19 protein-coding genes are annotated in these 20,883 nt (G+C 75.1%); 7 read left to right on the top strand and 12 right to left on the bottom strand.

Going from position 1 to position 20,883, the window contains the following annotated elements:
* Positions 1-111 precede the first annotated feature (111 nt).
* Positions 112-3,099 (top strand): amino acid adenylation domain-containing protein, encoded by a 2,988-nt coding sequence (locus tag ACTJK8_RS19925; protein WP_440762403.1) that lies wholly within the window; start codon positions 112-114, stop codon positions 3,097-3,099.
* A gap of 1 nt (position 3,100) precedes the next feature.
* On the top strand, positions 3,101-3,874 hold the full coding sequence (locus tag ACTJK8_RS19920; protein ID WP_024830596.1) for a GNAT family N-acetyltransferase: 774 nt from the start codon (positions 3,101-3,103) through the stop codon (positions 3,872-3,874).
* A gap of 11 nt (positions 3,875-3,885) precedes the next feature.
* Here ACTJK8_RS19920 and ACTJK8_RS19915 read toward each other — a convergent pair whose 3' ends face one another.
* Together ACTJK8_RS19915 and ACTJK8_RS19910 are read right to left on the bottom strand one after the other, a co-directional pair.
* Entirely contained in the window at positions 3,886-4,200 is a 315-nt protein-coding gene (locus ACTJK8_RS19915; protein ID WP_440762402.1) for a hypothetical protein, read from the bottom strand.
* Complete coding sequence (locus ACTJK8_RS19910) at positions 4,197-4,898, bottom strand: SGNH/GDSL hydrolase family protein (RefSeq protein ID WP_440762401.1); 702 nt, start codon at positions 4,896-4,898, stop codon at positions 4,197-4,199. The genes ACTJK8_RS19915 and ACTJK8_RS19910 overlap by 4 nt, the downstream gene beginning before the upstream one ends.
* Before the next feature lie 312 nt (positions 4,899-5,210).
* Between ACTJK8_RS19910 and ACTJK8_RS19905 the strand changes: the two genes are divergently transcribed.
* Entirely contained in the window at positions 5,211-5,987 is a 777-nt protein-coding gene (locus ACTJK8_RS19905; protein WP_012318338.1) for a 3-hydroxyacyl-CoA dehydrogenase, read from the top strand.
* Positions 5,988-5,991: 4 nt separating this feature from the next.
* Here ACTJK8_RS19905 and ACTJK8_RS19900 read toward each other — a convergent pair whose 3' ends face one another.
* On the bottom strand, positions 5,992-6,240 hold the full coding sequence (locus ACTJK8_RS19900) for a hypothetical protein (RefSeq protein ID WP_012318339.1): 249 nt from the start codon (positions 6,238-6,240) through the stop codon (positions 5,992-5,994).
* Between the two features lie 192 nt (positions 6,241-6,432).
* On the opposite strand from ACTJK8_RS19900, the gene ACTJK8_RS19895 reads away from it, so the two are divergent.
* Both ACTJK8_RS19895 and ACTJK8_RS19890 read left to right on the top strand, forming a co-directional pair.
* Entirely contained in the window at positions 6,433-7,002 is a 570-nt protein-coding gene (locus ACTJK8_RS19895) for a PepSY domain-containing protein (protein ID WP_012318340.1), read from the top strand.
* A 241-nt stretch (positions 7,003-7,243) separates the two neighbouring features.
* Positions 7,244-9,520, top strand: a complete 2,277-nt coding sequence (locus ACTJK8_RS19890) for a xanthine dehydrogenase family protein molybdopterin-binding subunit (protein WP_012318341.1) — start codon at positions 7,244-7,246, stop codon at positions 9,518-9,520.
* Positions 9,521-9,605: 85 nt separating this feature from the next.
* Here ACTJK8_RS19890 and ACTJK8_RS19885 read toward each other — a convergent pair whose 3' ends face one another.
* The 6 genes from ACTJK8_RS19885 to ACTJK8_RS19860 form a co-directional block, all read right to left on the bottom strand.
* Positions 9,606-10,715, bottom strand: a complete 1,110-nt coding sequence (locus ACTJK8_RS19885; RefSeq protein ID WP_024830591.1) for an aldo/keto reductase — start codon at positions 10,713-10,715, stop codon at positions 9,606-9,608.
* A 55-nt stretch (positions 10,716-10,770) separates the two neighbouring features.
* Entirely contained in the window at positions 10,771-11,451 is a 681-nt protein-coding gene (gene larB / locus ACTJK8_RS19880) for a nickel pincer cofactor biosynthesis protein LarB (protein ID WP_012318343.1), read from the bottom strand.
* On the bottom strand, positions 11,448-12,269 hold the full coding sequence (locus ACTJK8_RS19875) for an adenine nucleotide alpha hydrolase (protein WP_012318344.1): 822 nt from the start codon (positions 12,267-12,269) through the stop codon (positions 11,448-11,450). The genes larB and ACTJK8_RS19875 overlap by 4 nt, the downstream gene beginning before the upstream one ends.
* A complete protein-coding gene (locus ACTJK8_RS19870; RefSeq protein WP_053621407.1) occupies positions 12,266-13,606 on the bottom strand; it encodes a LarC family nickel insertion protein in 1,341 nt (446 codons plus the stop codon). Before ACTJK8_RS19870 ends, ACTJK8_RS19875 begins: the two co-directional genes overlap by 4 nt.
* A 113-nt stretch (positions 13,607-13,719) precedes the next feature.
* Positions 13,720-14,430, bottom strand: a complete 711-nt coding sequence (locus ACTJK8_RS19865; RefSeq protein WP_012318346.1) for a Crp/Fnr family transcriptional regulator — start codon at positions 14,428-14,430, stop codon at positions 13,720-13,722.
* 371 nt (positions 14,431-14,801) lie between these two features.
* A complete protein-coding gene (locus tag ACTJK8_RS19860) occupies positions 14,802-16,022 on the bottom strand; it encodes a YihY/virulence factor BrkB family protein (protein ID WP_440762400.1) in 1,221 nt (406 codons plus the stop codon).
* 185 nt (positions 16,023-16,207) lie between these two features.
* Between ACTJK8_RS19860 and ACTJK8_RS19855 the strand changes: the two genes are divergently transcribed.
* The gene (locus ACTJK8_RS19855) at positions 16,208-17,212 is read left to right on the top strand and encodes an SDR family oxidoreductase (RefSeq protein ID WP_012318348.1); all 1,005 of its coding nucleotides are present in this window, start codon (positions 16,208-16,210) and stop codon (positions 17,210-17,212) included.
* A gap of 106 nt (positions 17,213-17,318) precedes the next feature.
* Positions 17,319-18,080 carry a sigma-70 family RNA polymerase sigma factor gene (locus ACTJK8_RS19850; protein WP_024830587.1) on the top strand — a complete coding sequence of 254 codons (762 nt, stop codon included), beginning with the start codon at positions 17,319-17,321 and terminating at the stop codon, positions 18,078-18,080.
* A gap of 236 nt (positions 18,081-18,316) precedes the next feature.
* Here ACTJK8_RS19850 and ACTJK8_RS19845 read toward each other — a convergent pair whose 3' ends face one another.
* From ACTJK8_RS19845 to ACTJK8_RS19835, 3 genes are all read right to left on the bottom strand, one after another.
* A complete protein-coding gene (locus ACTJK8_RS19845; protein WP_024830586.1) occupies positions 18,317-18,583 on the bottom strand; it encodes a hypothetical protein in 267 nt (88 codons plus the stop codon).
* A 130-nt stretch (positions 18,584-18,713) separates the two neighbouring features.
* The gene (locus tag ACTJK8_RS19840; protein WP_024830585.1) at positions 18,714-19,028 is read right to left on the bottom strand and encodes a hypothetical protein; all 315 of its coding nucleotides are present in this window, start codon (positions 19,026-19,028) and stop codon (positions 18,714-18,716) included.
* A gap of 67 nt (positions 19,029-19,095) precedes the next feature.
* On the bottom strand, positions 19,096-19,653 hold the full coding sequence (locus tag ACTJK8_RS19835; RefSeq protein ID WP_012318352.1) for a metallophosphoesterase: 558 nt from the start codon (positions 19,651-19,653) through the stop codon (positions 19,096-19,098).
* Positions 19,654-20,883 lie beyond the last annotated feature (1,230 nt).

Genomic DNA, 20,883 nt, shown 5'->3' with positions numbered 1-20,883 from the left:
GTTCAGACGTTTCGCGCGGTCGCGTCCCGGCGGCCCCGGGGCGCGGCCGTGAACGGCCCCCCGCCTCAACCGTCACTCCGTCGAAGCCCGGAGCGGCGCAGGAGCGAGCGGATGGACCAGCAGGCCGGCCAGGAGGCGAGCGCAGAGGCGGGCGCGGGCGCTGTTGCGGGCGCGATGGCGGGCACCATCGCGGGCACGGCCGCGGACCCGGCCGCGGACTGGACCCTCGAGCCGGTGGTGGTGGCCTTCGACCGGGCCGGGCACGGCGCCTTCTGGCCGGCGGGCCGGGCGCTGCCCGCCGGCTGGACCCGGGCGTACGGCCCCTGCGGGATCGCGGCGGCCCGGGACTGGATCGCGGATCCGGCGCGGGCGACCGAAGCCGCCCCCGCAGCCACCCCCGAAGCCACCCCCGCCTCGGTGCTCGCCCCCGACGCCGACCGCGAGAGCGTCCCGGCCCGGCTCGCCCGCCTCGCCGCCGCCGAGCCCGAACGGCCGGCGGTGCTGTTCGGGACCCGGACGCTGACCCGGGGCGAACTCGACACCCGGGCCGGCGCCCTCGCGGCCGGGCTCGCGGCGCGCGGGATCGGGCGCGGCCACCGGGTCGCGGTGGCGCTGGAGCGCGCGCCGGAAACCATCGTGGCGCTGCTCGGGGTGCTGCGGGCCGGCGCGGCCTTCCTGCCCGTCGACCCGGCCTACCCGGCCGCCCGCGTCCGCGCGATGCTGGCGGATGCCGGCATCGCGCAGTGTCTCACCACCGCCGCGATCGCCGCGCGCCTGGAACTGCCGGCGGGCGTCGCCCGGCTCGATCCCGCCGCGCTGGAGGTCGCCGCGCTGGAGGCCGCCGCGGACGGCCCCCGTCCCGCCCTGCCGGAGCCGGGGGATGCCGCCTACCTGATCTACACGTCGGGCTCGACCGGGACGCCGAAGGGCGTGCTCGTGGAGCACGGGCCGCTGGCCATGCACTGCCGCACCACGGCCGAGGCCTACGCGATGGACGCGGAGTCGCGCGAACTCCACGTCCTGTCCTTCGCGTTCGACGGCGCCCACGAGCGCTGGATGACGCCGCTCGTCGCCGGCGGCTGCATCGTGCTGCGCGGGCCCGAGCTCTGGACCGCCGCCGAGACCCTGGCGCAGATCCGCCGCCACCGGGTGACCCATGCCGGCTTCCCCACGAGCTTCATCGGCCAGCTCGCCGAATGGGCCGAGCGCCTGGGCGAGGCGCCCCCGGTCCAGGTCTACTCCTTCGGCGGCGAGGGGATGCCCCGGGAGACCTTCGCGCGGCTCGGCCGCGCCCTGAAGCCCCGGCTGCTGATCAACGGCTACGGCCCGACCGAGTGCGTGATCTCGCCCCTCGTCTGGGCGGTGCCGCCGGACGCGACCTTCGCCGAGCCCTACGCGCCGATCGGCGGCCCGGTCGGGGCGCGGGCGGCCTACGTGCTCGGGCCCGACCTCGAGCCGGTCGCGGACGGCGAGACCGGCGAGCTCTACATCGGCGGCGGCCTCGCCCGGGGCTACTGGGAGCGCCCGGCGCTCACCGCCGAGCGCTTCCTGCCCGACCCGTTCGCCGCGGGCGGCGGCCGGATGTACCGCACCGGCGACCGGGTCCGGCGGCGGCCCGACGGAACCCTCGCCTTCGCGGGGCGGGCGGACGATCAGGTCAAGATCCGCGGCCACCGGATCGAGATCGGCGAGGTCGAGGCGGCCCTGCGCGCCCTGCCGGGGGTCGCGGAGGCCGCGATCCTGCGCCGGGAGGGCCCGGCCGGCGCCTATCTCGCGGGCTACGTCGTGCCGTCACGCGGACGCCGACCGGAGCCCGGACGCCTGCGTGCCGGCCTCGCCCGCACCCTCCCGGAGCCGATGGTGCCGGCGAGCCTGACGATCCTCGACCGGCTGCCGGTCACCGCCAACGGCAAGGTCGACCGCAACGCCCTGCCGGATCCCGCCGCCGACGACCGGCGCGGGCGCCCGCCCGGGACCGCCACGGAGCGGCGCCTCGCCGGGATCTGGTCCGAGTGCCTGGGCTTCCCGGTCCGGGTGGCGGACCGGCGCTTCTTCGAGCTCGGCGGCGATTCCCTGTCGGCCCTGCGGCTGGTGGCGCGCCTGCGCCTCATCGCCCCGCGGGGCGGGATCGGCGTGGCGGATCTCCTGCGCGATCCGACCATCGCGGAGCTGGCGGCGCGGATCGACGCCGGATCGGAGGCCGCCGACGCGGAGGGCCTCGCGCCCCTGGTCCGGCTGTCCGCCGGCCGGCCGGAGAGCGGTCGGCCGCTGCTGGTGCTGTTCCCGGGGCTGCTCGTCAGCACCCGGGAATACGAGCCCCTGGTGGCCCATCTCGGCCCCGAGCAGGAGGCGCACGGCTTCCTCTGCGCCTCCCTGGTGGAGGCGGTCCGGCCCCTGCCGGCCGTGGCCGAGCTCGCGGACGCCTATGCCGAGCGGGTACGCGACCTCATGCGCGGCCGCGCGGGGTCCTGCGTCTTCCTCGGCTGGTCCTGGGGCGGGGTGCTCGCCTACGAGACCGCCCGGCGGCTCGGCCCGGACTGCCCCCTGGACTGGGTCGGCATGCTCGACGCCTGCGCCCTGGAGGCCAACTTCGCCCCGGGCGCCGGCCGGCCGATCGAGCCCGCGGAGCGGGCGGCGCACGAGGCCCTGGTCGAGGCCTGGCTCGCGCGCGCGCCGATGCGCGCGCACTGGGAGGCCCTGCGCGCCCGCATGGACCCGGAGGCCACGGTGCAGTTCCTGCGCTTCCTCGCCGCCGAGCCGCAGCCCCTGCCGGCCGACGGTCCCGAGGTCGGCAGCCGGGAGCGGATGCTCTGGACGCTCGTCGACCACGCGATCCAGTTCCGGGCCCTCCGCCTGGAGCCCGGCACGGTGCCGATCCGCAGCTTCGCGGCGGCGGATTCGCGGGCCCGCGGCCTGCCGGTGATCGACTGGGCGCCGCTCACCGACCGGCTCCTCGGGGTGGAGACCGTCCCCGACACGGATCACCTCGACATCGTCCTGTCCCCGCACCTCCACGACCGGATCGCCGCGCTGACGGCGCCGGCCGCCGAGGCACCCGCGCTGTCCCCCGCGCGGGCCCCCGCCTGGACGGCCGCCTGACATGCAGGAGCGCGAACCGACCTTCGACGCCCTGCGCGACGCCCATGTGGCGGCGCTCACCGGCTCCCTGATCGACGGCCTCGAGCACGGCCCCGGCGGGGCCGGCTACGTCTGGTCGCGCAGCATCCCGGACCCGACCCTGAACTTCGCCTTCGGGGTCCGCCGTCCCGACCAGTTCGCCTGGGCGGGCGCGGCGGCCCTCGGACGCGCCCGGGCGCCGGCCTTCCTGGCCCGGGACGACGGGGAGATCGCGCTGCTGCGCGCCCTGTTCGAGCCCGCGATCCTCTACCCGGCGAGCTGGATGGTGGCGCGGGGGCTCCCGGCGCCGGCCCCGGCCGGCAGCGCCGTCACCGTGCAGGCGACGCCCGCGCCGGGGCCGGATTTCGAGCGGGTCTTCGCCCACCTGTCCGACGCGCCGGCCGTGCGGACGCATCTGCGCCGCTACTACATCCCGGCGCTGCGCGCGGCCCGGGGCCGGCCCGGCCTCGCGGCGCTGCACCTCGTCCTGCGCGACGCCGCCGGGCCGGCGGCCTGCGCCAGCCTCTACCTGCGCGGCGAGACCGCCGGGCTGTACAATGTCAGCACGCGGGCCGACCGGCAGCGCCGCGGCCTCGGCACCGCCGTGACGGTCGCGGCCCTGCGCGAGGCGCGGGCGCGGGGGGCCGCCCAGGTCTTCCTGCAGTGCCCGGCCGGCGGCAGGATCGAGGCGCTCTACGCCCGGGTGGGCTTCCGGACGGCCTGCGCGCCGACCCTGCTGTGCACGACCTCGCCCTGACCGGACCCCGCTCAGAACGGCTCCGCGCCGTACCCGTAGGGCGTGACGCTGAGGACGAACCCGATCTCCGCCTCCGCGTCGCGCAGGACGAGCGCGCTGGCCGGACCGGTCACGACCTTGCCCCGGCCGGCGATCCGGGCCCCGTACCGGCCGCGCGATCCGAGGGTGGCCAGCGCCGCGAGGGCGCGCCGCGCCGCCCGCGCGTGGCGGACGCCGTTCTCGTCGAGCCAGACCGACTCGTCGGCGGGCCAGACCCGCAGGGGAAGGGGCTTCCCGGCGCCGCGCGCGGGCGGCCGCAGGGCTGCGAGGCGCGCGCGGATCCTCACGGTCGTCCGATCCACGCCGCGCGCAGGACCCGGAGGGGCGCGGCCGGGGCGGGCCTGCGGACGGGCGCGGGCGGGACCNCCGCGGCCAGGGGCGCGTAATCGGCCAAGTGCACGCCGTCCCGGTGGAGGCCCGGTCCGGCGAGACCGCCGGCGCCGGATCGCCACGGCGCGAACGGGTCGATGAAGGCGTACCCCCCCGCGGCGCAGAGCGCGGCCAAGCGTGCCGTGAAGACCGCGACGGCGGCGGGATCCCGGCCGGCCGCCCCGGCACCGATCGGCGGGATCGCGGCGACGAAGACCCGCGCGGCCCAGGGCTCCAGGCGGCGCAGGATGCCCCCGACATCGGCCTCGAACCGGTCGGCCACCCGGGCCCGCTCGGGATGCCGCCAGCGCTGGATATCGTTGGTGCCGATGATCAGCACCGCGGCCGCGCAGCGGACCGGGACGCGCAGCGCCGCGAGATGACGGCCGCAATCGGCCGCGGTGCTGCCGCCGACCGCGATGTTGATGCAGGGCCGGCCGCCGAGATCCGGCGCGCCGACGAACTCCGCGTGGGAATTGCCGGCGAGCAGCACGCTGTCGGGCGCGGCCGCCCGAAGCGCCGCGCGGATGCCGGGACGCCGCTCGGCGAAGCGACGCCCGACGATCCGCCCGTGCCGCCAATGCCGGGCCGCGGTCTCGATCCAGTGGGCGCCCATGGCGGTCCTGATCAGGCGTGGGGAATCGGCCGCTCCCGGACGGCCGGGAGCGGAGGGCGACGGGCGTCGACTGATCGCGCGCGGCCGCACGACTTGCCACTGCGCGATGGAGCGCCGGAAACACTTGAAGAGACGGCCCGATATCTTGGGCCGCCGCCGCAATCTATATGTGGGAAAAAATCACACGTCAATTGCCGCGCGGGTCCGGTCGGGTCCGGGTGGCGGGCCGGACGCCTTCCGGCGGCCGCGCCGCCGCGCTACCTCGGGGATCGCGGGGCGCCGTCGGCCGCCCGGGAGCGTCGGGGAGCCACGATGGCCAGCGAGATGATCAGGGACCGGGTCTTCGTCGTCACGGGCGCGGGCTCGGGCCTCGGGGAGGCGGCGGCGCGGGGCCTCGCGGCGGCGGGGGCCCGGGTGGTCGTGGCCGACATCGCCCGGGAGGCCGGCGCCCGGGTGGCGGCGGATCTCGGGGCGCGGGCCCGCTTCGTCGAGACGGACGTCACCCGCGAGGCCGACGGCGCGGCGGCGGTGCGGACGGCGCTGGACGCGTTCGGGCACCTCCACGGGCTCGTGAACTGCGCCGGCATCGCGCCGGGGGAGAAGGTGGTCGGCCGCGACGCGCCGCACCGGCTCGAGACCTTCGCGCGGGCGGTCTCGGTCAACCTCGTCGGCACGTTCAACATGATCCGGCTGGCCGCCGACGCCATCGCCCGGGAAGCGCCGGACGGGGCGGGCGCCCGGGGCGTGATCGTGAACACCGCCTCGATCGCGGCCTTCGACGGCCAGATCGGGCAGGCCGCCTACGCGGCCTCGAAGGGCGGGGTGGTGTCCATGACCCTGCCGATCGCCCGGGAACTCGCCCGGCACGGCATCCGGGTGGTCACCATCGCGCCCGGCATCTTCGAGACGCCGATGATGGCGGGCCTGCCCCAGGACGTGCAGGACACGCTCGGCCAGAGCGTGCCGTTCCCGCCGCGCCTCGGCCGCCCGTCGGAATACGCCGACCTCGTCCGCCACATCTGCGAGAACCCGATGCTGAACGGCGAGACCATCCGGCTCGACGGGGCGCTGCGGATGCCGCCGCGCTGACGGCTCAGCCGATCGACACGCTGGTCAGCACCTCGGCGGCGCGGCGGACCTCGGCGGCGATCATCTCCTCGCTCGAGCCGTCGATCGGCATGTCCGACAGGATCGCCGCCACGTCACGCTTCACGTCCTCGCGGATCTCCGGGTTCTCCTCGGAGAGCCGCCCGATCAGGACGCCGAGCACGATCTCCAGGGCGGACAGCTTGGCGTGCAGGCGGGTGAACTCGTCCAGCGGCTCGGGCTCGTGCGCGGTCATGACCGGCTCCATCGGAGAAATGTCCGCCGTCGCCGAGCGGCGCGCCGGAACGTCCGCGTGTCATACAGGGGCGCCGGCCCTCCGTCTCGCCGGGGGGGCGGGAGCCGAATTTTTTCCCGATCGCGGGCAACCGAGTTTCCGGACCCGACGTTTCACGCATCCTTGAACGAACCCGCGAAGGGACACCCCGCCATGATCACCCGTCTCACCGCCGCAGCCGGCCTCCTGGCCCTCTCCACCGGCCTCGCCCTGGCCCAGACGCCCACCGCGACGCCGGCCGAGCCCGCCACGAAGGCGGACAGCAACATGAAGGAGTGGCAGGTCGCCAAGGTCGCCAAGGTCGGCCTCGCCCAGGCCCTCGCCACCGCCGAGTCGCAGGGCGACGAGAAGGGCGGCCGCGCCATCGACGCCGATTTCGAGAAGGCCGACAGCAAGGATCCGGCCCACTACGCGATCAAGGTCGTGTACCCGAGCGGCAAGCTCGTCGAGTACGGCATCAACGCCGATACCGGCGCCCTCTACAAGACCGAGAACCAGCCGATCGAGCGCTACTTCACCCGGCTGAAGGCCTCCGACTTCCAGAACGCGAAGACCTCCCTGAAGGACGCGCTCGCCATCGCCGAGCAGAAGGCCGGCGGCGGCAAGGCCTACGAGGCCGAGGTCGAGAAGGACGGCTCCACGGTCCAGTACGAGATCAAGGTCGCCGGCGCCGACAAGGAGCAGGAGGTCAAGGTCGGACCGGACGGCAAGGTCCTGAACTGAGATCCCGGGCTGCGGCGGAAGCCCGTCGCAGCCCCGTCCTCGCGAGCGGCGCGAAGCCGTCCAGGCGGCGCCCCGCCGATCCAGGGCGCGCTGCCCTCGGTCGCTTCGCTCCATTCGCGAGGACGGCCGGTTCGGTCCGGCCGCTGCATCCTGTCGCCCCGCCACCCAGGGAGCCGGAACGCCCTCGCGGCGCTTCCTTCCTCAGCGATGGGCCCGAGCGGCCGCGAACGGGGAGGGCGGCATGGACGCGCGCGCAGGGGAAACCGACGGCCGTCTCGGCCAGTCCCACGTCCGGGTCGAGGGCCCCGACAAGGTCACCGGCCGGGCCCGCTACAGCTCCGACCTCACGGGGCCGGAATCCGGCACGGCCCACGCGGCCCTGGTGACCAGCACGGTCGCCCGGGGCCGCATCACCGGGTTCGACCTCGCGGCGGCCGAGCGGGTGCCGGGCGTCCTGCGCATCTTCACCCACCGGGATTTCGCGGGCGCGGTGGCGCCGGTGAAGCACCTGATGGCCGGCGGCTACGCCAACAGCTCGCACCGGCCGCTGGATTCCGACGCCGTCGCCTATGCCGGCCAGATCGTGGCGCTGGTCGTCGCCGAGACTCTGGAGGCCGCCGAGGCGGCGGCCGGCGCGGTCACGGTCGCCTACGCGGCCGAGCCCGCCGCTGGCGGCTTCGACGCGCCCGGCGCCGAGACCGTGCGCCTCGCCGACCTGAAACCCCACCACGAGGACATCGCCCGGGGCGACGCCGAGGCCGGCTTGGCCGGCGCGGCCATCCGGGTCGAGGCGCGCTACGCGACGCCGGTCCAGCACCACAACCCGATCGAGCTGTTCACCACCCGGGCCGCCTGGGACGGCGACCGGCTCACCGTGCACGAGCCGACCCGCTACGTCGGCGCCGTCCAGCACGGGCTCGCGGCGCAGCTCGGGCTCGATCCCGCGCAGGTGCGGGTGGTGGCGGGCCTGATCGGCGGCCATTTCGGCTCGAAATTCGCCCTGTCGCAGCACACCGCGCTGGTTGCGCTCGCGGCCAAGCGCCTCGACCGGCCGGTCTCCCTGGTGCCGAGCCGGCGACAGTGCTTCACCATCGCCAATTACCGGCCGGAATCGCGCCACACCATCCGCCTCGGCGCCGACCGGACGGGCCGCTTCACCGCCCTGGTGCACGAGGCCGAGACCGTGACGTCGCGCTTCGATCCCTTCGTCATGGAGGGTGCGGAGGTGACGGCGAGCCTCTACGCCTGCCCGAACATCCGCACCGCGGAGCGGGCCGTGCGGGTCGACCGCAACACGCCCGGGCCGATGCGGGCGCCCCCGGAGGTGCCGTTCCTGTTCGCCCTGGAGAGCGCCGTCGACGAGATGGCGGTCGCGCTCGGCATGGATCCGATCGCGCTGCGCCGGATCAACGACACGGCGGTCGATCCGGTCTCGGGAAAGCCGTTCTCGACCCGGCCGCTGATGGCCTGCTTCGCGGCGGGCGCGCGGGCCTTCGGCTGGTCGCGCCGGGTGCCGCGCCCGGGCTCGATGCGCGACGGACCCTGGCGGGTGGGGCTCGGCTGCGCCGCCTCGGTGCGGCCGGTGAAGATCGCCGCCGCGACCATGCGGGTCCGGCTGGACCCGGACGGCTCCGCGGAGGTCGCCTGCGCGCACCACGAGATCGGCAACGGCATCACCACGCTGCTCGCCCTGGGCGCGGCGGACGGGCTCGGCGTGCCGGTGGAGCGGGTGACGGTCCGGCTCGGCGACACGGACCTGCCGGCGGCCGGCATCTCGGGCGGGTCGAGCACGACCACCAGCCTCATGAGCGCGCTGGCGCTCGGCTGCGGGCAGATCCGACAGGTTGTGGCGCAGGCCGCGACCGGGCAGGGGGGCCGCCTCGCCGGCCGGGATCCGGGCACCCTGCGCCTCGTGGGTGGCCGGCTCGTCGCCCCGGAGGGGACCGGGATCCCGCTCGCGGAGGCCGTCGGTTCAGAGGGCGTCGAGACCGTCGCGGCCTTCGTGCCGGAGGGCAGCGACCGGGAGACGGCGCTCAAGGGCCTGCGCGGCGGCCATATCGGGCTCAGCCTGGGCGGCGCGGGGAAGGCGGTGTCCTGGGGCTTCGGGGCGCAGTTCGCGGAGGTCCACGTCCACGCCGAGACCGGGGAGATCCGGGTCGCCCGGCTCACCGGCGCCTTCGCGGCGGGGCGGATCCTCAACCCGCTGACCGCGAAGAGCCAGCTCACGGGCGGGATGATCTGGGGGCTCGGCTCGGCGCTGCTCGAGGAGACGGTGGTGGACGGCGCCGCCTACCGCAATCCGGATCTGGCCGAGTACCTCGTCCCCACCGCGGCGGACGCGCCGGAGGTCGAGGCGCTGCTGGTGCCCGATCCCGACGACCGGGTGGACGCGCTGGGGCTGAAGGGCCTGGGCGAGCTCGGCATCATCGGGGTGAACGCGGCCATCGCCAACGCCGTCCACCACGCCACCGGCCGCCGGATCCGCAGCCTGCCGATCCGGCTGGAAGACGTGGCGTGAGGAGGAGGCTGGGTGCGGACTTCCGGCGCGCCCTCGTCCTGAGGTGGAGGGTCGGACGTCGCCCGAGGGCCCGGACGTCCGCCCCCTACTCCATCGTCGGCGCGAGCTTCTTCACGCTCGCGACATCCTCGCCGAGCCACGCCGCGTTCTTGGCCGTGCCGTCGAAGGTGGCGCTCGTCTTGAACAGCTCGTACTTGCCCTCCAGCGCGTAGGGCTTCGAGCGCGACAGCAGCTCGGCCACCGCCGCCCTGTCCATCGGCTTGAAGGTCTTCACCGCCTCGAAGGCTTGGTCGAGGTCGCGCTGGTTCTGGATGCCGGTGATCACCACCGAGACCGGCAGGTTCAGCGAGAAGTGCAGGTACTCGAGCGGCTTGATCGGCGCGTCCGCCTTCAGGATCACCCCGTCGCCGAAGGTCTTCATGGCGAGCGGCGCGATGCCGTTCTGCACGAGATAGGGCAGGACGAGGTGGCTGAACGAGCGGAAATGCGCGTCCATCACGTTGACGGGCATCTGCACGGAATCGAAGTGGAAGCCGCGCTCGGCCGCCACCTCCAGCATCTGCAGGTGGATGCGCGGGTCCTTGTGGCCGGTGAAGCCGATGTAGCGCAGCTTGCCCTGCTTCTTCGCCTCCAGGAAGCCCTCCATGGCGCCCCCCTCGGCGAAGACCCGGTCGGGATCGTCGTAGCGCAGGATCTCGTGGTGCTGGACGAGGTCGATCCGGTCGGTGCGCAGGCGCAGGAGCGACTGGTCGATCTGCTTGATCGCCTCCTCCTTGGTCCGCCCGTCCATCTTGGACATCAGGAAGACCTTGTCGCGGTAGCCGCCCTGGGCCAGCGCCGCGCCCATGCGGAGCTCGGAGCGCCCGTCGTTGTAGTCCCAGCAATTGTCCATGAAGGTGATGCCGCGGTCGATCCCGGCATGGATCAGCCGGGTCGCCTCGTCGTCCGTCACGGCGCTCTTGCCGAGATGGAACCCGCCCATGCCGATCGCCGAGATCTTCTCCGACGTCTTCCCGAACGACCGGTAGAGCATCTCGCCCCGGCGCTCGCCGGGATCGGTGACGAAGGGCAGGTCGGCCGGGTCCTGCGGGCGGTTGCCAGGGAGCGCGGGGGCGTTCACGGCCGCTCCTGCGCTGCCGGCGCCCGCAAGGCCCGCGCCGAGCACGGCGCCCTGTAGGAAGCTGCGGCGTTCCATCGGCTGTCTCCGTTCGCGAATGTCCGGGTGAGGGGAGGTAATGCGTCGGACCGGCTCATCGTTCGGTCTCCTCGGCGAGGCGTCCTGCCGCGTGGAGCAGGCGCAGGGCGGCGCAGGCGGCGCCGTAGCCGTTGTCGATGTTGACCACCGTGATGCCCGGCGCGCAGCTCGCCAGCACGGCGTCGAGGGCGGCGCGCCCGCCCGCCGCGACGCCGTAGCCCACGGAGGTCGGCACCGCGATCACCGCGCCCGCCACGAGGCCGCCGACGACGCTGGGCAACGCCGCGTCCATGCCGGCGGCGACGATCACCACCGGATGCGCCCGGATCTCCTCGATCCGCGAGGTCAGCCGCCACAGGCCGGCGACGCCGACATCGGCGAAGAGCGAGGCCGCCCGGCCGGCATAGGCCAGCACCCGCAGGGCCTCGCGGGCGACGGGCACGTCCGAGGTGCCGGCCGCTACCACGGCGACCCGGGCGGGACCGGTGATCCGCGGCGGCTCGCCGAACACCGCCGTGCGCGAGACCGGGCAGTAGTCGAGCCGGGCCGCCGCATCGAGCCGGTCGCGCTTCTCCGGGTCGAGGCGGGTGAGCAGGAGCGAGGCACCCCGCGCCCGGGCGGCCTCCAGGATCGCGTCGATCTGCTCCGGGCTCTTGCCGGCGCAGAAGATCGCCTCCTCCAGGCCGATCCGCTCGGACCGGGCGAAATCGAGGGTGAATTCTTCGGCGACGCTCACGCCCGGCCCTCCCCCTGCTGCACCAGGAAGGCGCTGCCGACCCGGTAGGGCGCGAACCGGACCGGGCCGGCGAGACGCGCCGGCGCGATGTCCCGGATGCCCGCCCCGAGCTTCTCACGATCCCGGGTGCCGAGGGCCGCCAAGCTCCCGGGATCGAGTTCCACCACCACGCCCTCGGCGCGCACCCGGCAGCGGACCGCGCGCTTGGCGCCGCTCTCCGCGTCGAGCGCCCCGCCGACCAGCCGCTCGACCGCGTGGATGAAGCGCAAGGTCTCCGGCTCGATCGCGATGCCGGTCTCGACCCGGCTCGACAGGCAGGGCGCCGCCGGCAATTCCGCCACCGCGCCGAGGCCGAGGTCGCGGGCGAGCGCCCGGACGGACGCCTTGTCGAACCCCGCCTCCACGTAGGGATGGCGCACCCCGTGCTCCCGGGCCGCGTCGAGGCCGGGGCGGTACTCGCCGAGGTCGTCGCGATTGGCCCCCGACAGGATCTGCCGGTCCGTGACCTGCCGGACCGCGCCGTAGAGATTGGTCTTGCAGAAGAAGCAGCGGTTGACCGGGTTCGCCCGGTAGGCCGGGTCGGCGAACTCGCCGGCCTCGATCACCCGCAGATCCCAGCCCTCGCGGGCGGCCTCGGCCCGGACGCGCGCGGTCGCCTCCCCGGGCACGGCCGGCGAGACCGCGTGGACCACGAGCGTCGCCCCCGGCGCCAGCCGGTGGGCCAGGGTGGCGAGCGTCAGGCTGTCGACCCCGCCGCTCACCGCCACCGCCACGGGCCCGAGCCCGGCGAGGACCGATTCGAGATGCTGGCGCGTCACCGCTCCTCCTGCTCCTGTTCCAGCGCGCGCCGCTCGGCCTCGCGGCGCAGGGCGGCCCGCGCGGCGTGGCCCGCACGGCCGCGGGCGTCGTCGGCCTCGGCCTTGGCGGTGCGCCCGCCCGGCCGGGCCACGATCTTCACGCGGACGGAAAGACCGTCGTGCTCGACCGTGCGGGCAGCGCGCGCGAGCACCGCGCCCTCCACGGGGTGGTAACGCAGGCCGATGGTCGTGGTCTCCCGGAAGCAGGCCGCGATCGCCGCCTCCAGGCTCTCCGGGCGGACCAGGACCTGGATCCGGGCCATCATCCGGCCCTTCTTGCCGATCACCGGCATCTGCACGACGTCCACGATGCCGGGCTCCGCGCGCAGCCGGTCGAGGCCCGTGGCGAGGTCCTCGCCGGACTGGTCGTCGACCTCGAAGGCGATCACCGCCAGATCCCGCCGGCCCGGGCCGGGGGCGGCGTTCTCCTCCAGCACGAGGGCACGCAGGCAGTTGCTCAGGCCCGGCAGGACCTTGGTGCCGAAGCCGATGCCGGTGCGCCCGAGGATGCCCCGGGGGCGGCCCCGCCCGGGATCGTCGCCGCAGAGATGGCGCAGGATCGCCGCCCCGGTGGGGGTGACGCGCTCGCCGGGGATCCCGTCGTCGAGGGTCGCGAAACCCGCCAGCAGCAGCGTCGTGGCGGGGGCCGGGACGGGGAGGGGACCGTGCTGGGTCCGCACCCGGCCCGAGCCCAGCGGCAGGGCCGAGACGCTCCAGCTGCGCGTCCCCAGGGCGGCGATCAGGTGGGCGGCGGCCACGATGTCGGCGATCGAGTCGGCGGCGCCGACCTCGTGGAACGCCACCGCCTCCACGGCGATGCCGTGGACCCGCGCCTCGGCGTCGGCCAGATGCCCGAAAATGCCGAGCGCGTGCGCCCGCACCGCCGGCGCGAGGTCCGCCGCCTCCAGCGCGGCGCGGATCTCCGACCAGGGCCGGTGGCCGTGGTCGTGCGCGCGGGCCCGATCGTGGCCGTGCTCGTGGCCGTGCTCTTGGCCGTGATCGTGGCCGTGATCGTGGGGATGCGGGTGAGGATGCGGGTGTTCGTGGGGCGCGGGGTGTTCGTGCCGGTGCGGCGCGGGCCCGGACACCGCACCGGACACCTCACCGGGCGCCGACACGGCGAAGCGCGCACCGCTGAGGATCCCGTCATTGTGGGCCCGGACCGCGCAGGCGATGCGCGCGTCGACCGCCCGGACGCTGGCGGACACGCCGGCCTGATGCTCGGGGAAGGCGTCCAGCAGGGCGGCGGCGAACATGTCGCCGGCGACGCCGCCGAGCGCGTCGAGGTGGATGTGCATCGTGTGTCGCGCGGGCGCCCGTGGCGGATGACAGGTCCGCCTCAGATCGGCCGCGGCCGCCCCGCGGCAAGGCGCGCGCGGCCTCCGATGCCGCGGCGTATCGCCCGCGCCGCTCAGGAGAGCTGCAGGTAGGCGGGATCGAACAGCCCGCGCTCCCGCAGCCCGTCGAGGTCGCGGATCGTCAGGCGCCGGCTGCGCAGGGCGATGAGGCCGCCGGTGCGCAGCTCCTTCAGGGTGCGGTTGATGTGCACGCTCGTCTGGCCGAGGGCGTCCGCGAGGTCGGGCTGGGTCACCGGCATCGGCAGCGTCGTCCCGTCCGCGAGGCCGACGCGCGTCAGACGGAGGTGGAGCTCGCAGAACAGGTGCGCCAGCCGCTCGATCGCCGAGCGACGGCCGACGCTGGCGATCCACTCGCGGTGGATCGCCGTGGCGGCGAGCAACTCCCGCCACAGGCATTCCTCGACCGCGGGCCGGCCGCGGACCGCGTCGCCGATTTGCTCCGGGGCGATCCGCGCGACGGTGACGGGGGTCAGCGCGCCGATGGCGTGGTCCATCCGCGCCCGGCGGAACACGAACGGGTCGCACAGGTCGCCCGGCAGGAGCAGCGCGACGATCGCGCGCCGCCCGTCCGGGAACTGCTTGTACCGGCAGGCCCAGCCGTCGAGGATCAGGTGCGTGTGGTACGGGTCGCTCTGCTGCCCCTCGATATCCTGCCGGGCCGCGACGTGGCGGACATGCAGGCGCCCCAACCCGTCGAGCACCGCGCGGTCCTCCGGCGCGAGCCGGACATGCCGCTCCATCTTCCGTACGAACGGGTTCTCCACGTCCGCCTCCGGTCAGATCACCGCGGCGCCGGCGTGCCGGCGGCCGGACGGCGGAGCCCGGCCGGGCAGGCGCCGGGGCAGGCACCGGGGCGGGCGACCGCGGGGGATCGGGCGACGTCGCGCGCGTCCGAAGCGCCCCGCACGACGGCGCTGCCAAGGGTATCGGTGAAATAATGAGGCACGGATATTTCTATCGGCAGGGGGCCAAACCGTCGTCCGTACATTGAAGTCCGGATCTTCTTGGTCGGCTTGTGCCTGCGGCGGAAAAACGTGCGCCAACCTGTGTTAAGTCGGCGTTCTCCCCCGCGCCGCGCTCCCCCTGCGGCCCTGCGCCCAGAAGTCCCTGCCCGCGCGGATGGCCGGACGCCCCGCTACTCCGCGGCGGCGCCCACCGTGTCGGCCATGCGCGCCCGGCGCGTGCCGAGCGGCTGCGGCGCGCCGACGGTCGTGTCCTCGGCGGTCTGATGCTCCATCTCGGCGTTCACCTGGGCGCCGGTCAGGACGATCATGGTCGAGAGCCAGATCCAGGTCATGAAGCCGATCGCCGCGCCCAGCGAGCCGTAGGTCTTGTTGTAGCTGCCGAAATGGGCGACGTACCAGGAGAACAGCAGCGACGCGACGATCCACAGCAGGGCCGCGAGGGCGCCCCCGGGCGTGACCCAGCGCCAGCGCGGCGCGTCCCGGCTCGGCCCGTAGCGGTAGAGCAGGGCGAGGCCGAGCAGCACCGCCACGAGCAGGACCGGCCACCGCAGCAGCGCCAGCCACCACGCGTCCGCGCCGAGCCCGACGAATTCCAGCACCACCGGCACCACCACCACCGCGGCCAGCGCCAGGAGGAGGAACAGGAGCGCCCCCGCCGTGAAGGCGAGGGAGACGAGATTGAGCACGAGGAAGTTGCGCTTCTCGCGCTCGTTGTAGACGAGGTTGAGGGCGTCGAAGACGTGCTTCACGCCGCCATTGGCGCTCCAGACCGACAGGGCGATGCTGATGAGCAGGCTGAACCCGAGGGTGGTGTTGCCCTGCTCGTTCAGCCGCTTCACCTGATCGCCGACGATCTCCAGGGCGCCCTGGGGCAGGATGCCCTGGAGGCTGGCGAGCTGGTCGTTGATGGTCGAGGCATCGGCCACGAGGCCGTAGCAGGAGACCAGGGCCGCCACCGCCGGGAAGATCGCCAGGAGCGTGAAGAAGGTGACGCCGGCCGCGATCAGCGACAGGCGGTTCTCGCCGATGTCGTGATACGCGCGCAGCGCGATGTCCTTCCAGCCCTTGGCGGGGATCTCGGTCGGCGTCGAGGCCCGCCGCCCGCGATCGGCCTCGGCCCGGGCGACGGCGTGGGCCTCCCGTCCCGCGTGCGCGGGCGACGTCCGGCGCGCGTCGTCCCGGTCGGCGGACCGGCCGGGCGCACGGTCGGCCGAGGAACCGGCCGAGGAATCGACCGGGGAATCCGCCGCGGCACCGACCGCGCCCCGGGCCGGCCGGCGGGGGAGGGCGACGAGGCCGATCAGCGCGGTGGCGAGGGCGAGCGTCCAGACCGTCGAGGCGCCTCCCTCGGGAGCGGCGGCCCTGGCGGGGGCTGGAACGGGGGCAGGCATCGGCGACCTCGGCAGGGTTCGGGCAGACAGGGGCGGGGCCTTCGGGGCCGCGCGTCGCGGCGTCCGGATCGGCGCGTCCGGGACGGCGCGTCCGAATGGCCGCAGCTGCGAGGGGGAACGCCGCGGCGCGGGGAGCGGTTCGCCGTGCAGTTGCAACTCGACGGCGAACGACGCGGAGAACCGGCATGGCGCGCCTGAACGGCGGGACGGTGGTCATCACCGGGGCCTCGAGCGGCATCGGCCGGGCGGCGGCCGAGGCCTTCGCGGCGCGGGGCGCGCGGGTGGTCCTGGCGGCGCGGCGGGCCGACGTGCTCGACGGGATCGTCCGCGACCTGCGCGCGTCGGGCGCCGAGGCCGTCGCGGTGCCCACCGACGTCACCGAGCCCGAGGCGGTGGACGCCCTGGCCCGGGCGGCGCTCCGGGCCTTCGGCGGCATCGACGTCTGGATCAACAACGCCGGGGTAGGGGTGTTCGGCCCCCTGCTGGACGCCCCCCTGGACCTGCACCGGCAGACGATCGCGGTGAACCTGCTGGGCGCCGTGCACGGGGCCTACGCGGTGCTGCCCCACTTCCTCGACCGCGGCCGGGGGACGCTGATCAACACGGTCTCGATGGGCGGCTGGGCACCGACGCCCTTCGCCGCCGCCTACACGGCCAGCAAGTTCGGCCTGCGCGGCTTCTCGGCGAGCCTGCGCCAGGAACTCGCCCGGCACCGGCACATCCGCGTCTGCGCCGTGTTCCCCGCCATCGTCGACACGCCGGGCCTGGATCACGGCGCCAATGTCAGCGGCCGGCGGCTCAATCCCGGGCACCTGTACTACGCGCCCGAGGCCGTGGCCGAGACCTATCTCCGCCTCGTGCGCCACCCGCGCGACGAGGTCGCGGTCGGCTGGCCGGCCCGCCTCGCGCAGGTGGGCTACGCGCTCGCCCCGTACCCGACCGAGCACCTGATGGGCGCCGGGTTCCGGTGGGCCCTCGACCGGGCCGAGCCCGGGCCGCGCACGCACGGCGCCCTGCGCGCGCCGACGCCGGAGGGCACGCGCGCCGACGGCGGCTGGCGCGCCCGCAAGCACGTCCCCGATGCCGGCACGCTGAGCACCGCCCTCGGCACCGGGCTCGCCGCCGCGGGGGCCTGCGCGGCGCTCCTCGCCGGCCTCGCGGCGGCGCGGCGGTTCGGCGCCCGCGGCTGAGCCCCGTTCGGGCAAAGCGCTAACCCATGTTGCGGCATGGGCGGCCCGGGCACGCCACAACCGGTCCTCTGGGCTTGACCGGCCCGCCCGCCGACGACCGGACCGAATGCCCGACACCGAAGGCTCATCGCTCCTCGATCCCATCGCGGATGTCGCAGAGGAGGCCGGGGACGAGACTCGCTTCGGCCTGCCGGAGGCCGTGCGGGCCCATCTCGGCACCCTGCTCGGCCGCACCTACGACCGGATCGGCCAGGACGCGGACGGTGCCACGACCCCCTTCGCCGACCTGCTCGCGCGCCTGGAGATCGCCCTCGCGCAGGCCGAGGGCGAGCGGGACAAGACCTTCCGCGCGGGCCTGCTGGAGGTGGTGCCGGCGCTGCACCGGTTCGCGGTCTCGCTGACGCGCGACCCGGCCGCGGCGGACGATCTCGTGCAGGACACCCTGCTGCGCGGCTGGCGCGGCCGTGGCGGCTTCACCCCCGGGACCAACCTGGAGGCGTGGCTGTTCACGATCCTCCGCAATGTCTTCTACAGCCAGCACCGCAAGCAGGGCCGCGAGGTCGCCGACACCGACGGCAACTACGCCGAGCGGCTGACCAGCATTCCCGAGCAGGGGGGCCACCTCGACCTGCAGGACGTGCGCGCGGCCCTCGACCGCCTCGCGCCGGTGATGCGCGAGGCGCTGGTCCTCGTGGCGATCGAGAACCTGAGCTACGAGGAAGCCGCCGTCGTCATGAACTGCCGGATCGGCACCGTGAAGAGCCGGGTCTGGCGCGCCCGCGAGCAGCTCGCGCGCATGCTCGGCTATGGCGGCGACGAGATCGGCAGTGACGGGGTCATGCTGTCGGTGACCGGCACTTCGGCCTGATCGCGACGATTGTCACGATCGAATACGCCAATTCGACACTTCGACGGCCGTATTCGCCAGCAAATTGACTTAGGTGAAAGCGCCCGGGCCGTCGCCTGGGCGATATGGAGCGGGTTGGGTCGATCCGTCGACTCGGCCGGGCTCCCATCGGTGTGACATCCCCCCGATCCACCGATGGGAGCCTCTTCGCCGGCAGCCGCAGCGGATGCGCGGGACGGACGCCCCCCGCCCGGATCTCAGGTCGAGCCGCTCCGGTCCGCGTCGAGCTGCTGCAGCAGCTCCGCCAGCCGGGGATCCAGCGCCTCGTCGATCACCGGATCGTACATCGCCCGCATCTGGTGGCCGAGCCGCACGCGCGTCTGCGCGTCGAGGATCGGGCCACCCGCGACGGGCACCACCCGCAGGGCGGACGGTGCCGCGCCGGCGGCGTAGCGCTCGGTCGGTCCGGGGGCGGCACGGCGGTGATCAGGCCGGTGTTCGGCCCGGTGTTCGGGATGAGGCATGCCTCCTACATCGGCCCGCACCCCCGCCGCGGCAACCACCGGCCCGCCCGATGTCACGTCCGGTGGCAAATCCGGTGGCAAATCCGGTGGCAAATCCGGTGGCAAGTCCGACAGCGTGTCGTCGTCCGCCTCAGGCATCGTCCTCGGGGGCGAAGACCTCGCCCTTCTCGGCCAGGACGGTGTCGGCCGCGTCGCGGGCCAGCTCGTCCCGGTCGGCCGCGGGAGCGGGGCGACCGAGCGCCCGCGCCAGGGCTCCGTCCCAGCCGGGCGCCGGCGCCTGGCCCTGCCCGGCGAGGATCGCGCCGGCCCGGCGGCAGACCCGGGCCCAGTCCGGCGCGCCGAGGGCGGCCCAGTCGGTCCCGAGGCCGAGTTCGGTCGCGGCCTGATCGGCGGCCCGGGTCGCCGCCTCGGTCGAGCCCGGCGGCGGGGCGGGGATGTCGGTCATGGCGATGCGGCCTCCTGCCGGGCTGTCGATGCTCCGGCGGACGATGTAACGCGCCGGTCCCCACCCATCAGCGCAGGCCGTGGGCCGCGAGTTCCTCCGGCGCGCCCGCGGCCGCGTCCTGGCGCAGCAGGATCGCGTCGAGGGTGACCGGGCGGTCGTCCCAGGCATCCACGCCGACATCGCAGGAGCGCGTGGTGTCGGCGAGCCAGCCGTGGCTGTGCCCGTAGAGGTGGCGCGTCTCCCGCCACAGGCCCGGCCAGGCCCGGTGCGCGTAGTGCGACAGGAACAGGCGGTGCGGCCGCCCGCGCGCGTCCGCGACGGAGAGGCGGGCGCTCTCCACCGGCGGCTCGGCCCAGGGCAGGTCCAGGACGCGGTTCGAATCGTGGTTGCCCCGGACGAGGCGCTTGGTGCCGTTCAGCCGCGCGAAGATCGCCGCGCAGTGCGCCCGGCTGGCATGGGCGGCGAAGTCGCCGAGGTGCCAGACGGCGTCCTCCGGGCCGACCACGGCGTTCCAGCCGGCGACCAGGGCCTCGTCGTGGGCCTCGACGCCGCCGAACCGCGCCCCCCGGTGGCGGAGGATGTGCGGGTCGCCGAAATGCGTGTCCGCGGTGAAGAAGATCGCCATGGTGTCGAGACCTGGGCCGCGGGCGCGTCCCGTCCAGACCGGCCGGCGCGAGGCGCGCGGCCGCATCGCCGCGTTTCCGGACCGCTCCGGGCGGCTCCAGGGCCGCTTCCGCGAAACCCCGCGGGCCGGTTAGGCTGCGGCGATGCTGGATCCCGCCATCTACGACCACCTCCTGGACGCGGCGCGCGCCCATCCGCCGCTGCGGGCCGCCCTGGTGCGGGCCGGTCCGATCCGGATCGAGCCGCCGGCGCATCCGTGCGTCGCCGACCGTCTGTTCGTCGAGGTGGTCAACCAGCAGCTCTCCGTCCGGGCCGCGGCGGCGATCTGGGCCCGGATCGANGCCCGCGGGACCTGTTCGAGGCCGGGGACGCGGCGCTGCTGCGGGCCTGCGGCATCTCGGGCAACAAGGTGCGGGCGCTCCAGGCGATCGTGGCGGCCGAGACGGCGGGCCTGCTCGGGCCCGGCCTCGCCGACCTGCCGCATCCCGAGCGGGCGGCGATCCTGTGCGGCATCCGCGGCGTCGGCCCCTGGACGGCCGACATGGTCGGCATCTTCCACTTCCACGACCCCGACATCTGGCCCGCGGGCGACGTGGCGGCGGTGGGGTGCCTCCGCCGCCTCACTGGGCGGGCCGATACCGCCGCGGTGGCGGCCGCCTTCGCGCCGTACCGCTCGATCCTGGCCCGCTACCTGTGGCGCATCAAGGACACGGCGCCCGCGCCGGTGGCCGCCCCCGTGGGCGCGCCGGCGGACGAACCGGTCGCACAGGATCCCGCGCCCCGGACCCGGCGCTCCCGCGGCGCGGCGAGATCCGGGTGACGGCCGGGGCTCGGCTATCCGTCGGCGCCGCCCGGGCCCGTAGCTCGATGGTCGGAGCCGGCCGCTCCTGACGGTCCGCCCGGACCATCGATCCCCTGGGCTGGACGCAGCTTTTCTCGCGAGGGCACGTTTTCTCGCTGGGGCACGAGAAACGGCACGGGCGACGTCCCGATCAGACCCCGTTTCGCGCCGCCAGTCTCCCCCCAGTGCGCGGGCCGCGCCGTCCATGCGGATCAGGTCGGCGCTTTCTCCACCCGGTAGCGAAGCCGGACCACGCCGCCCTCCGGCAGGAGGATCTCGACGCCGAACGCCGCGCCGAGCGCATCCACGGAAGAGGCGAGGTCGCGACCGTCAGGGCCGGCGCACAGGCAGGTCCCCCGTCCCCGCGCGACGCGGCCAAGTACGCGTCGG

The organism is Methylobacterium sp. 22177 (genome assembly GCF_052045615.1).
Classification (GTDB): Bacteria; Pseudomonadota; Alphaproteobacteria; order Rhizobiales; family Beijerinckiaceae; genus Methylobacterium; species Methylobacterium radiotolerans.
Note: the sequence above shows the minus strand (reverse complement) of the source record. Positions and strands in the feature narration are given on the sequence as shown.